The sequence below is a fragment of the Pseudomonas peradeniyensis genome, from assembly GCF_014268935.2.
Classification (GTDB): Bacteria; Pseudomonadota; Gammaproteobacteria; order Pseudomonadales; family Pseudomonadaceae; genus Aquipseudomonas; species Aquipseudomonas peradeniyensis.
In genome coordinates, this window is record NZ_JABWRJ020000005.1 from 237,212 (window position 1) to 249,725 (window position 12,514).

The window sequence follows — 12,514 nt, forward strand, 5'->3', positions numbered from 1 at the left end:
TCCCCTTTAGGAGCGGCCTTGTGCCGCGAAAGGGCAAGGCTGCCCCGACAATTTTGCGGTGACATCGAGATCGAGGGGCTGCTTTGCAGCCCTTTCGCGACACAAGGCCGCTCCTACAGGGAGCGCGTTGGTTGCAGATGGCTTTTGAGTACCTGAAAACATGTCCACCACCGAACACCCCAGCGACCTGATCCGTGCCCGCGACCTCGAGGGCGTGGATGTGTGGGCGCTGCCCAGCTTCGACCCCGAGCCCGAGCCGCAACCCGAGCCGGAGCCTGAGGTCATCGAGGAAGAAGTCGAGGAGGTGCCGCTGGAGGAAGTCCAGCCGCTGACCCTCGAAGAGCTCGAGGCCATCCGTCAGGAGGCCTACAACGAAGGCTTCGCCACTGGCGAGCGCGAAGGCTTCCACAGCACCCAGCTGAAGGTTCGCCAGGAGGCCGAAGTGGCCCTGGCGGCCAAATTGGCCAGCCTCGAACAGGTCATGAACCATCTGCTCGAGCCCATCGCCGAGCAGGACACCCAGATCGAGAAAGCCCTGGTGCAACTGGTCGCCAGCATGACCCGCCAGGTCATCGGTCGCGAGTTGCGCAGCGATTCGAGCCAGATCACCCACGTCCTGCGTGAGGCGCTGAAACTGCTGCCGATGGGGGCCGACAACATCCGTATCCACCTCAACCCGCAGGATTTCGAGCTGGCCAAGGCCTTGCGCGAGCGTCATGAGGAGAGCTGGAAACTGCTCGAGGATGAGTCGTTGCTGCCGGGCGGCTGCCGGATCGAGACTGCTCACAGCCGTATCGACGCGACCATGGAGACCCGCATCGAAAAGGCTGTGACGCAGCTGTTCGACCAGTCCCACGACCAGGCCCTGCACCCTGCTGCGCCGGATATATCCGTCGAGCTGGACGTGCCGGCGGGTGAAGCCGATGCGCCTTGACCGCACCAGCTTCGGCAAGCGCCTGGAGGGCTACGCCGACGCGGTGAAGCTGCCCGACCAGCCGATCGTCGAAGGGCGCCTGCTGCGCATGGTCGGCCTCACCCTCGAGGCTGAAGGTTTACGCGCTGCGGTGGGCAGTCGCTGCCTGGTGATCAACGACGACAGCTATCACCCGGTGCAGGTGGAAGCCGAAGTCATGGGCTTTGCCGGCAGCAAGGTGTTCCTGATGCCGGTCGGCAGCATTGTCGGCCTTGCTCCCGGTGCGCGCGTGGTGCCGCTGGACGACAGCGGTCGCCTGCCGATGGGCATGAGCATGCTTGGCCGGGTGCTCGATGGCGCCGGTCGCGCGCTGGACGGCAAGGGCGGGATGAAGGCCGAGGACTGGGTGCCGATGGACGGCCCGATCATCAACCCGCTCAACCGTGATCCGATCAGCCAGCCGCTGGATGTCGGTATCCGCAGCATCAATGGCTTGCTCACCGTCGGCCGCGGCCAGCGCTTGGGCCTGTTTGCCGGTACCGGTGTCGGTAAGTCGGTGCTGCTGGGCATGATGACCCGCTTTACCGAGGCCGAGATCATCGTGGTCGGCCTGATCGGCGAGCGGGGTCGGGAAGTCAAGGAGTTCATCGAGCACATCCTCGGCGAGGAAGGGCTCAAGCGCTCGGTGGTGGTGGCCTCGCCGGCGGACGACGCGCCCTTGATGCGTCTGCGCGCGGCGATGTATTGCACGCGTATTGCCGAGTATTTCCGCGACAAGGGCAAGAATGTCCTGTTGCTGATGGACTCGCTGACCCGTTTCGCCCAGGCCCAGCGCGAAATCGCCCTGGCCATCGGCGAGCCGCCCGCCACCCGCGGTTATCCGCCGTCGGTGTTCGCCAAGCTGCCCAAGCTGGTGGAGCGGGCTGGCAATGGCGAGCCGGGCGGTGGCTCGATCACCGCATTCTACACGGTGCTGTCCGAAGGCGACGACCAGCAGGATCCGATCGCCGACTCGGCGCGAGGCGTGCTTGACGGTCACTTCGTGCTGTCCCGGCGCCTTGCCGAGGAAGGGCACTACCCGGCCATCGACATCGAGGCCTCGATCAGCCGGGTCATGCCCCAGGTGGTCGATCCCGATCATCTGCGCCAGGCGCAGAAGTTCAAGCAGCTGTGGTCGCGCCTGTCGCAGAGCCGCGACCTGATCAGCGTCGGCGCCTATGTGGCCGGTGGCGATCCGGAGACGGACCTGGCCATCGCCTTGCAACCCAAGCTGGTGGACTTCCTGCGCCAGCGCCTGGATGAGAACGTCGGCATGGCACAGAGCCGTGAAGAACTGGCCGCGGTGTTCGCGCCGCCGGCGGGCTGATAGACCATGGCTCAGCCCAGCCGAGCGGCACGCCTGGTGCCGGTGGTGGACATGGCCGAGGAGGCCGAGCGCAAGGCAGCTCAGCGTCTGGGGCATTTCCAGAGGCTGCTCAGCGATGCCCAGGCCAAGCAGGCCGAGCTCGAGAGTTTTCGCGAGGCCTATCAGCAGCAGTGGATCAATCGCGGCAGCCAGGGCGTCGATGGCAACTGGCTGGTCAACTACCAGCGCTTCCTCGGGCAGCTGGAGGCGGCGATGACCCAACAGCGCCAGAGTATGGCCTGGCACCAGAACAACCTGAACAACGCCCGCAACACCTGGCAGCAGGCTTATGCTCGGGTCGAAGGACTGCGCAAGCTGGTCCAGCGCTACCTGGACGAAGCGCGCCGGGCCGAGGACAAGCGCGAGCAGAAACTGCTCGACGAGCTGTCCCAGCGCCTCCCGCGCCAGAGCCACCCCTGATCGACCTGACTGGCGCCTGTCGCCAGCGCCTGCTAAACCTTCAGAAGTCGCATTCGCCATCATCGAAGGAATCGCTCGCATGGCAGTCGAAACTGATTTTTCACAGGATGGGAAAAAGCTGACGATCAAGGTCAAGGGTCGTTTCGATTTCGGCAAGCACCAGGAATTCAGGGACGCCTACGAGCATCAGCGCCCGCGCCCGGATTCGGTGGTGGTCGACCTGAAGGAGGCCACGTATCTCGACAGCTCGGCGTTGGGCATGTTGCTGCTGCTGCGCGACCATGTCGGTGGCGAGGACTCGGATATCCGAGTGGTCCATGCCAGTCCTGATGTGCGCAAGATCCTGGCGATCTCCAACTTCGAAAAGCTGTTCGACATCAGTTGAGCGTGGCCATGTCCGCCGATCAGCCGTTGACCGTGCTGGTGGCCGAGGACGGCGCCGCGGACAGGCTATTGCTGGCGCAGATCGTCCGGCGCCAGGGGCATGAGGTGGTCACGGCCGAGAACGGTGAGCAGGCGGTGGCGCTGTTTGCCGAGCGGCGGCCGCAGCTGGTGCTGCTCGATGCGCTGATGCCGGTGATGGATGGCTTCGAGGCGGCGCGGCGGATCAAGGCGCTGGCCGGCGAGGCGCTGGTGCCGATCATCTTCCTGACCTCCCTCAATGAAGAGGAGGGGCTGGTGCGTTGCCTGGAGGCCGGGGGCGACGATTTCATGGCCAAACCCTACAGCGCCGTCATCCTGGCGGCGAAGATTCGTGCCATGGACCGCCTGCGTCGCCTGCAGGCAACGGTGCTGGAGCAGCGCGACCAGATCGCCCGCCATCACCATCACCTGCTCAACGAACAGCGGGTGGCCAAGGCGGTGTTCGACAAGGTCGCCCACTCCGGTTGCCTGGGTGCCTCGAACATCCGCTACCTGCAATCGCCCTACGCGCTGTTCAATGGCGATCTGTTGCTGGCGGCGTTTACCCCTTCGGGCGACATGCATGTGCTGCTGGGGGACTTTACCGGCCATGGCCTGCCGGCTGCGGTCGGCGCCATGCCGCTGGCGGAGGTGTTCTATGGCATGACCGCCAAGGGCTACGGCCTGGTCGAAACGCTGCGGGAGATGAACGCCAAGCTCAAGCGCATCCTGCCTGTGGACATGTTCTGTTGTGCGCTGTTGCTCAACCTGAGTTTCCAGCGAGAAACCGTGGAGCTCTGGAACGGTGGCATGCCGGATGGCTATCGGTTGTCGGCGCAAGGCGAGGTGCTCGAGGTGTTGCCTTCGCGCCACCTGCCGTTGGGCATCCTGCCGCCCGAACAGTTCGACGATACCACCGAGGTGAGGCCGCTTGCGGCGGGGGAACGATTGTTCCTGTTGTCCGATGGCGTGGTCGACACCGGGGATGCCCGAGAATGCCTGTTCGGCGTGGAGCGTCTGTTGGAGGTGCTGGCGGCCAACCGCGATCCGGCGGTGTTGTTCGACGAGGTCATGCAGGCGCTGGCCGGTTTCGGTGGCCAGTCTCGAGACGATATCAGCCTGTGCGATATCCGCATGCTGCCGCCTGACCATGTGGTACCGCAGGCGGTGGTGTACTCCGACAGTGGTCGTTCCAGTCCGCTGGACTGGTCGATGCAGTTCGAGTTGCGGGGCGAGAGCCTGGGGCGCTTCAACCCGGTTCCTTATCTGGTACAGCTGTTGCAAGAAATCCACGGGCTCAGGCCCAGCAGCGGCAAGTTGCACAGCGTGCTCAGCGAGCTGTACTCCAACGCGCTGGAGCATGGCGTACTGGGGCTGGACTCGGCGCTCAAACGCGACGCCGAAGGCTTCGCCGAGTACTATCGCCAGCGCGCCGAGCGCCTGGGGCGGCAGGTGCACGGCAGCGTCGGCATTGCCCTGCGGGTGGAACCTCAAGGTGCGGGTGGGCGCCTGATCATCGAGGTCCGCGACAGCGGCGCAGGCTTCGACGTGGAGCGCCTGTCGGTCGCCACGCCGGTGGAGCAGGGCTTCAGTGGGCGAGGGGTGAGCCTGGTGCGGCGGTTGGCCGGCAATGCCCAGTGGTTGGAGGGTGGACGCTTGGCGCGCGTGGAGTTTCAATGGTGAGCCGGATTGCACGGCTCGGGCCTAATCAGGCTTGATCAAGGAGTGAGCAAGTGGCGGACATGCATATTGATCAGAAGGTGCTGAGTGACTTGCGGGAGGTCATGGAAGATGGCTACCTGCAGTTGCTGGAAACCTTCCTGGAAGACTCCGAGCGGCGTCTGAACCAGCTGCACGAGGCCAAGGATGCCGACGAGCTGGGCCTTGCCGCACACAGTTTCAAGGGCAGCAGCAGCAATATGGGGGCCGTGGGCCTGGCCGAGCTGTGTCAGCAGCTCGAGGAGCGAGTGCGTCAACAATCCTTGTATGGCATCGAGGACCTGATCAACCGCATCGACCAGGAGTACCTGGAGGTCCAGCGCTTCTACCGTGGCGAGCGTCAGCGAATCGCCGCCGAGTAAAGCTGGCGCGAGTTTTGCTTTTCTTCGCACAGACGCACTTTACCTGTTCTGCCGCGGAGACCTTTCAATGCCTGTCGCATCCAATCCATTGTTGCAAGCCGGCCTCGTCAATACGGCGTCGCGCCCGGCTGCCGGAGTGGCGGACAAGCCGCTGCAGGCCCCGGCCAGCCAGGGGGCTGGCTTCGACCAGGTCATGGCTCGCCAGGGGCGCGACAATGCTCCTTCCCGTGACGTCAAGGTGACCAAGGACGCCACCCCGGCCAAGCCCAAGGAGCAGACAGCCCCTGCCAATGGCGGCAAGCCGCAGGATGCCAGCAAGCCAGCGGTTGCCGATGACGGCAAGAACTTGCCTGCGACGGCTGACACCAAGCCGGCCGGCGAAACGGACGAGTCGGCTGATAGCAGCACTACTCCCTCCCTCGATGCCAATCTGGTGGCAGGGCAGATCACAGATGCCCAGGCCGGCGCGCAGTTGATCCAGGCCCAGGCCGAAGCGGTCGCGCCGGTTTTGCAGGCGGCGGTGCAGACGCCGCAACCCGCCGTGCCGGCTCCGCCGGTCGGTGAGGAGGTCCTCAAGGACGCAAACTTCGATCCAGAGGCCGACCCACTGGCCGATATGCCAACCTTGCGTCTGGCGTTGGAGCACGAGGCCCAGACCAAGGGTACGACTTCGGCGCATGCCGCCAGCGTGCGCCCGGAAAATGGCCAGGCGCCGGCCGACCCGGCCGCGACTGCCGTCAATACCTTGGCGAATGTGACAGAGAAGGCCGAGTCCGAGGCCGGGCACTCCGAGCGTGGCGACAAGGCGTTCGCCGGGCTGATCGACGATGGCCTCAAGGACATCAAGGAGGCCAGCAGCGACACGCGTGTGGATGACTTCGCCAATCGTCTGGCAAACCTGACGCAAGCGGCGACGCCCAAGACCGCCAATGCCGTGCCGGTAGCGCCGAACCCGCTGCAGCAGCCGTTGGCGATGAACCAGGGCGCCTGGACCGAAGGTCTGGTGAATCGGGTCATGTACCTGTCCAGCCAGAACCTGAAGTCGGCGGATATCCAGCTTGAACCTGCCGAGCTGGGTCGTCTGGACATTCGTGTCAATGTCGCGGCGGATCAATCCACCCAGATTCACTTCGTCAGCGGCCACGCCGGGGTGCGCGATGCCCTCGACAGCCAGGCCTTCCGTTTGCGCGAGCTGTTCGCCCAGCAAGGCCTGGCGCAGCCGGACGTCAGCGTGGCCGATCAGTCCCGCGAGCAGCAGCAACAGCAGCAGGCGCAGCAGGGTGGGTCGAACCTGTCCGGCGTCGCGGCGCGCCGCGCCGAGGCGGCCGGGGAGGGCAGCGAACTGGCCGATGCCGCGCATCCCGTCGAGCAGCAGACGGTGATCGGCAGCAGCATGGTCGACTACTACGCCTGATCTTCCCCCGGCCCTGGCCATGCCCCGTCGGGCGGGTACCTTCCCGCGACGGGGTTGGTACTTTCCGACACGAGCAGATTTGGCATAACACTTGCTCAAGCCACGTCATCCTTCCTTGAAACCCCGATGGACGACGGATTATTGGCATGGCGAAGAGTGACGCAGTGAAAGACCCCGCCACTAAAGGCAAACTCAAGTTGATCCTGCTGCTGGTGCTGGCCCTGCTCCTGGCGGTCGGCCTGTCGGTAGGCGCTACCTGGTTCTTCATGCACAAGAGCGAGTCGGCGCCAGCGCCCGACGCCGCGCAGAGCAATGTCAAGCTGCCGGCGATCTACGAGCCGCTGGCACCGGCCTTCGTGGTCAACTTCAACCAGAACGGCCGCCAGCGCTACATGCAGGTGAGCATCACCATGCAGGGGCGCAGCCAGGCCGACCTCGAAGCGCTCAAGGTGCACATGCCGGTGATTCGCAACAACCTGGTGATGATGTTTTCCGGCCAGGGCTTCGACACCCTTGCCGCCAGCCCCGTCGGGCAGGAGATGCTGCGCCAGAAGGCCACCGCGGTGGTGCAGGAAGTGGCGCAGAAGGAAGTCGGCAGGCCGGTCGTCGACCAGCTGCTGTTCACCAATTTCGTATTGCAGTAGGAGCACATAGATGGCCGTGCAGGACCTGCTGTCCCAGGATGAGATCGACGCCCTGCTGCATGGGGTGGACGATGGGCTGGTACAAACCGAGAGCTCTGGCGAGCCCGGCAGCATCAAGAGCTACGACCTGACCAGTCAGGACCGTATCGTGCGGGGTCGCATGCCGACCCTGGAAATGATCAACGAGCGTTTCGCCCGTTATACCCGTATCAGCATGTTCAACCTGCTGCGTCGCTCCGCCGACGTGGCGGTGGGCGGCGTGCAGGTGATGAAGTTCGGCGAGTACGTGCACTCGCTGTACGTGCCCACCAGCCTCAACCTGGTCAAGATCAAGCCGTTGCGCGGCACCGCGCTGTTCATCCTCGACGCCAAGCTGGTGTTCAAGCTGGTGGACAACTTCTTCGGTGGCGACGGCCGTCACGCCAAGATCGAGGGTCGCGAGTTCACCCCGACCGAGCTGCGCGTGGTGCGCATGGTCCTGGACCAGTGCTTCGTCGACCTCAAGGAAGCCTGGCAAGCGATCATGCCGGTCAACTTCGAGTACATCAACTCCGAGGTCAACCCGGCCATGGCCAACATCGTCGGCCCCAGCGAGGCGGTGGTGGTCTCGACCTTCCACATCGAGCTCGACGGCGGTGGCGGCGACCTGCACGTGACCATGCCGTATTCGATGATCGAGCCGGTGCGCGAAATGCTCGACGCCGGCTTCCAGTCCGACCTGGACGACCAGGACGAGCGGTGGGTCAAGGCCCTGCGCGAAGACGTGCTGGACGTCAACGTGCCGGTGTCGGCCACGGTCGCCCGTCGCCAGCTGAAGCTGCGTGACATCCTGCACATGCAGCCGGGCGACGTGATTCCGGTGGAACTGCCGGAGCACCTGGTGCTGCGCGCCAATGGCGTGCCGTCGTTCAAGGCGCGGCTGGGTTCGCACAAGGGCACCCTGTCGCTGCAGATCATCGACCCGATCGAACGCCGCTGACGGCGTGCCGGTCGCTCCAACGTATTGAATGCCTGTCGAGGAAATCATGGCTAACGAAAACGAGATCAACTCTCCCGAGGAACAGGCCCTGGCCGATGAGTGGGCTGCCGCCCTGGAAGAGACCGGTGATGCCGGTCAGTCCGACATCGACGCGCTGCTGGCCGCCGACGCCGCTTCGGCCGGCGCCGGCCGCCTGCCAATGGAAGAGTTCGCCAGCTCGCCCAAGCCCAACGAGCATGTCAGCCTCGAAGGCCCCAATCTGGACGTGATCCTGGATATCCCGGTGAGCATTTCCATGGAAGTGGGCAGCACCGAGATCAGCATCCGCAACCTGCTGCAGCTCAACCAGGGCTCGGTCATCGAGCTCGACCGCCTGGCCGGTGAGCCGCTGGACGTGCTGGTCAACGGCACGCTGATCGCCCATGGCGAGGTGGTGGTGGTCAACGAGAAGTTCGGCATCCGCCTGACCGACGTGATCAGCCCCAGCGAACGTATCAAGAAGCTGCGCTGAGTGAAGGGCATGGTTCGGGGCATCACGGCTGTCGGGGCATTGCTGGTCAGCGAGGCGGTGATCGCCGCCGCCGAGCCTGCTGCTGCATCGACGGCGGCGCCCGGTGGATTGGGCGCGCAGCTGGCGCAAACGGTGATCGGCCTGCTGTTGGTGGTGGGGCTGATCTTCTTCCTGGCCTGGCTGCTGCGACGCATGCAGGGCAGCGCGCAGCAGGGCGCCCAGGTGATCGAGGTCATCGGCACCCGGGCCATCGGTCCGCGTGATCGGCTGCTGCTGGTGCAGGTCGGCAAGGAGCAGATCCTGATCGGCCATACCCCCGGCAGCATCGAGGCCCTGCACGTGCTGGCCGAACCCGTGGATGTGCCCGCCTCGGCGCGCCAGGCCACGCCGGAATTCGCCCAGCGGCTGCTCGAGCTGATGGGCAAGGACCAGAAGGACAAGAAGTGATGAGCGGCGCAGTGCGCTTTCTGTTGACCCTGGCGCTGCTGCTGGCCGCGCCGCTGGCCCTGGCCGCCGATCCGTTGTCGATTCCGGCCATCACCCTGTCCAGTGGGGCGGACGGGCAGCAGGAGTATTCGGTCAGCCTGCAGATCCTGCTGATCATGACGGCGCTGAGCTTCATTCCAGCGTTCGTCATCCTGATGACCAGCTTCACCCGCATCATCATTGTCTTCTCGATCCTGCGTCAGGCCCTTGGCCTGCAACAGACCCCTTCGAACCAGTTGCTTACCGGCATGGCGCTGTTCCTGACCATGTTCATCATGGCGCCGGTGTTCGATCGGGTGAACAAGGACGCCTTGCAGCCCTACCTGGCCGAGCAGATGACCGCCCAGCAGGCGATCGACAAGGCCCAGGTGCCGTTGAAGGACTTCATGCTGGCACAGACCCGGCAGAGCGATCTCGACCTGTTCATGCGCCTGTCCAAGCGCACCGACATCGCCGGGCCCGACCAGGTGCCACTGACGATCCTGGTGCCGGCGTTCGTCACCTCCGAGCTCAAGACCGCATTCCAGATCGGCTTCATGATCTTCATCCCGTTCCTGATCATCGACATGGTGGTCGCCAGCGTGCTGATGGCCATGGGTATGATGATGCTGTCGCCGTTGATCATCTCGCTGCCGTTCAAGATCATGCTGTTCGTCCTGGTCGATGGCTGGGCGCTGATCATGGGCACCCTGGCCGGAAGTTTCGGCGGTGTCTGACGCCGTCAAGGAGAGCCTCGCATGACACCCGAAGTCGCCATCGACCTGTTCCGCGAAGCGTTGTGGATGACCACCATGATGGTCGCCATCCTGGTGGTGCCGAGCCTGCTGGTGGGCCTGGTGGTGGCCATGTTCCAGGCGGCGACGCAGATCAACGAACAGACCCTGAGCTTTCTCCCGCGCCTGCTGGTGATGCTGGTCACGTTGATCGTCGTCGGTCCGTGGCTGACGCAGAAGTTCATGGAGTATTTCATCGGCCTCTACACCAGCATTCCGCAGCTGGTCGGTTGACGCCACGATGCTGGAATTGACCGACACGCAGATCGGCACCTGGGTCGCCACCTTCATCCTGCCGTTGTTCCGGGTGACCGCCTTGCTGATGACCATGCCGATCATCGGCACCAAGATGCTGTCGGCCCGGATACGCTTGTACGTCGCTATTGCCATTACCGTGGTGATCGTGCCGGCCCTGCCGCCGCTGCCTGAAATCGATCCGTTGAGCCTGCGCGGCGTGCTGCTGTGCGCCGAGCAGGTGATTGTCGGGGCGTTGTTCGGATTCTCCTTGCAGTTGCTGTTCCAGGCTTTCGTGGTCGCGGGGCAGATCGTCGCGGTGCAGATGGGCATGGCCTTCGCCTCCATGGTCGATCCAGCGAACGGCGTCAACGTCGCGGTTATCGGTCAGTTCATGACCATGCTGGTGAGCATGTTGTTCCTGCTGATGAATGGCCACCTGGTCGCGTTCGAGATCCTTACCGAGAGTTTCACCACGTTGCCGGTGGGGCACGCGCTGGTGGTCGATCATTTCTGGGAAATGGCCGGGCGCATGAGCTGGGTGCTGGGGGCCGGGTTGCTGCTGATCCTGCCGGCGATCGCCTCGCTGCTGGTGGTCAATATTGCGTTTGGCGTGATGACCCGCGCGGCCCCGCAATTGAACATCTTCTCCATTGGTTTCCCGCTTACGCTGGTGCTGGGCATGGTGATCTTCTGGATCGGCCTGGCCGATATCCTTTCACACTACCAGGCACTGGCCAGCGAAGCGCTGCAGTGGCTGCGTGAGCTGGCACGGGCGCGCTGAACATGGCGGAAAGCGAAAGCGGTCAGGACAAGACAGAGGAACCCACCGACAAGCGCAAGCGCGACGCGCGGGAAAAAGGTGAGGTCGCCCGCTCCAAGGAATTGAACACTGTGGCGGTGACCCTGGCTGGCGCCGGGGGGCTGCTGGCCTTTGGTGGGCACCTGGCCGAAGAATTGATGGCGCTGATGCGCATGAACTTCAGCCTAACCCGCGAGGTGGTGGTGGACGAGGGGAGCATGGCGGCGTTCCTGCTGGCCTCGGGCAAGATGGCCATCTGGGCGGTGCAGCCGGTGCTGATCCTGCTGTTCGTGATCGCATTCGTCGGCCCGATCGCGTTGGGCGGCTTCCTGTTTTCCGGAAGCCTGCTGCAGCCCAAGTTCAGTCGCATGAACCCTTTGTCGGGGATCAAGCGCATGTTTTCGATGAATGCGCTGACCGAGCTGCTCAAGGCGCTGGCCAAGTTCTTCGTGATCCTGATCGTGGCGCTGGTGGTGTTGGCTGGGGATCGCCAGGCGCTGCTGGCGATTGCCAACGAACCGCTCGAGCAGGCGATCATCCATTCGGTGCAGGTGGTGGGTTGGAGCGCGTTGTGGATGGCGGCTGGGTTGTTGCTGATTGCTGCGGCCGATGTGCCGTTCCAGCTGTGGCAGACCCACAAGAAAATGAAGATGACCAAGCAGGAAGTGAAGGACGAGTACAAGGACAGCGAGGGCAAGCCCGAGGTCAAGCAACGTATTCGCCAGCTGCAGCGCGAGGCGTCGCAACGCCGGATGATGGCGGCGGTGCCGGATGCGGATGTGATCATTACCAACCCGACTCACTATGCCGTGGCCTTGCAGTATGACCCCGAGAAGGGGGGCTCGGCGCCGCTGCTGGTGGCCAAGGGGACCGATTTTGTCGCCTTGAAGATGCGGGAGATCGGGGTCGAGCATAACGTGCAGATACTTGAGTCGCCGGCCCTGGCGCGGGCGATCTATTACTCTACCGAGATGGAGCAGGAGATTCCGGCGGGGTTGTACCTGGCGGTGGCGCAGGTGTTGGCCTATGTGTTCCAGATTCGGCAGTATCGGGCGGGCAAGGGGAAGGCGCCGGAGCCTTTGAAAGAGGACTTGCCGATTCCTGATGATTTGCGGCGGGATAGTTGAGTTTGGTTTGGTTTGGTTTGGTTTGGTTTGGTTGCGGTTGTGTTGAAAGTTGTATGTACATTCATTTGTGATGTCGACGCTTATTCACCTTTCCGCCCTTACGGCGGGTAACTTTTTGAAGGATCAAAAAGTCACCAAAAAATCCTCGCTCCATTCATCCGGCCCCTGCGCTTCGCTCCGGGGTTCCCTCACTCCGGCCTTGCTCCCGGGAGGACCGCGCTGCAGGGCCCATCCTGGGCCCCAGCGCTTGACGGGCATCCATGCCCGTCACCTCCCTCCGCAAGACCTCCGTTCGGCCTCCTGAAGTCGCGAAGTTACGAGCG

General features: G+C 63.9%; 15 protein-coding genes. All 15 read left to right on the top strand.

Going from position 1 to position 12,514, the window contains the following annotated elements:
- Positions 1-160 precede the first annotated feature (160 nt).
- The 15 genes from fliH (at position 161) to flhB (ending at position 12,191) form a co-directional block, all read left to right on the top strand.
- Positions 161-934 carry a flagellar assembly protein FliH gene (fliH, locus tag HU751_RS25255; RefSeq protein WP_186734747.1) on the top strand — a complete coding sequence of 258 codons (774 nt, stop codon included), beginning with the start codon at positions 161-163 and terminating at the stop codon, positions 932-934.
- Complete coding sequence (fliI, locus tag HU751_RS25260; RefSeq protein WP_038706560.1) at positions 924-2,279, top strand: flagellar protein export ATPase FliI; 1,356 nt, start codon at positions 924-926, stop codon at positions 2,277-2,279. Before fliH ends, fliI begins: the two co-directional genes overlap by 11 nt.
- A gap of 6 nt (positions 2,280-2,285) precedes the next feature.
- Positions 2,286-2,738: a flagellar export protein FliJ gene (gene fliJ / locus HU751_RS25265; RefSeq protein WP_186734746.1), complete on the top strand. Its 453-nt coding sequence runs from the start codon at positions 2,286-2,288 to the stop codon at positions 2,736-2,738.
- 79 nt (positions 2,739-2,817) lie between these two features.
- Positions 2,818-3,123, top strand: a complete 306-nt coding sequence (locus HU751_RS25270) for an STAS domain-containing protein (RefSeq protein WP_050706670.1) — start codon at positions 2,818-2,820, stop codon at positions 3,121-3,123.
- Positions 3,124-3,131: 8 nt separating this feature from the next.
- A complete protein-coding gene (locus HU751_RS25275) occupies positions 3,132-4,823 on the top strand; it encodes a fused response regulator/phosphatase (protein ID WP_186734745.1) in 1,692 nt (563 codons plus the stop codon).
- Positions 4,824-4,873: 50 nt separating this feature from the next.
- Complete coding sequence (locus tag HU751_RS25280; protein ID WP_186734744.1) at positions 4,874-5,221, top strand: Hpt domain-containing protein; 348 nt, start codon at positions 4,874-4,876, stop codon at positions 5,219-5,221.
- A 67-nt stretch (positions 5,222-5,288) separates the two neighbouring features.
- Entirely contained in the window at positions 5,289-6,635 is a 1,347-nt protein-coding gene (locus HU751_RS25285; protein ID WP_186734743.1) for a flagellar hook-length control protein FliK, read from the top strand.
- 146 nt (positions 6,636-6,781) lie between these two features.
- A complete protein-coding gene (gene fliL, locus HU751_RS25290; RefSeq protein WP_050706666.1) occupies positions 6,782-7,279 on the top strand; it encodes a flagellar basal body-associated protein FliL in 498 nt (165 codons plus the stop codon).
- Between the two features lie 10 nt (positions 7,280-7,289).
- Positions 7,290-8,258, top strand: coding sequence for a flagellar motor switch protein FliM (gene fliM / locus HU751_RS25295; protein WP_110738568.1), 969 nt, complete (start codon positions 7,290-7,292; stop codon positions 8,256-8,258).
- A 46-nt stretch (positions 8,259-8,304) separates the two neighbouring features.
- Positions 8,305-8,769, top strand: coding sequence for a flagellar motor switch protein FliN (fliN, locus tag HU751_RS25300; protein ID WP_050706705.1), 465 nt, complete (start codon positions 8,305-8,307; stop codon positions 8,767-8,769).
- A complete protein-coding gene (gene fliO, locus HU751_RS25305) occupies positions 8,770-9,216 on the top strand; it encodes a flagellar biosynthetic protein FliO (protein ID WP_050706664.1) in 447 nt (148 codons plus the stop codon).
- A complete protein-coding gene (gene fliP, locus HU751_RS25310; protein WP_186714830.1) occupies positions 9,216-9,971 on the top strand; it encodes a flagellar type III secretion system pore protein FliP in 756 nt (251 codons plus the stop codon). Before fliO ends, fliP begins: the two co-directional genes overlap by 1 nt.
- Positions 9,972-9,992: 21 nt before the next feature.
- Positions 9,993-10,262 (top strand): flagellar biosynthesis protein FliQ, encoded by a 270-nt coding sequence (gene fliQ / locus HU751_RS25315; protein ID WP_050706662.1) that lies wholly within the window; start codon positions 9,993-9,995, stop codon positions 10,260-10,262.
- A 7-nt stretch (positions 10,263-10,269) separates the two neighbouring features.
- Positions 10,270-11,046, top strand: a complete 777-nt coding sequence (fliR, locus tag HU751_RS25320) for a flagellar biosynthetic protein FliR (RefSeq protein ID WP_186734742.1) — start codon at positions 10,270-10,272, stop codon at positions 11,044-11,046.
- Positions 11,047-11,048: 2 nt separating this feature from the next.
- Positions 11,049-12,191, top strand: a complete 1,143-nt coding sequence (flhB, locus tag HU751_RS25325; protein ID WP_050706660.1) for a flagellar biosynthesis protein FlhB — start codon at positions 11,049-11,051, stop codon at positions 12,189-12,191.
- Positions 12,192-12,514 lie beyond the last annotated feature (323 nt).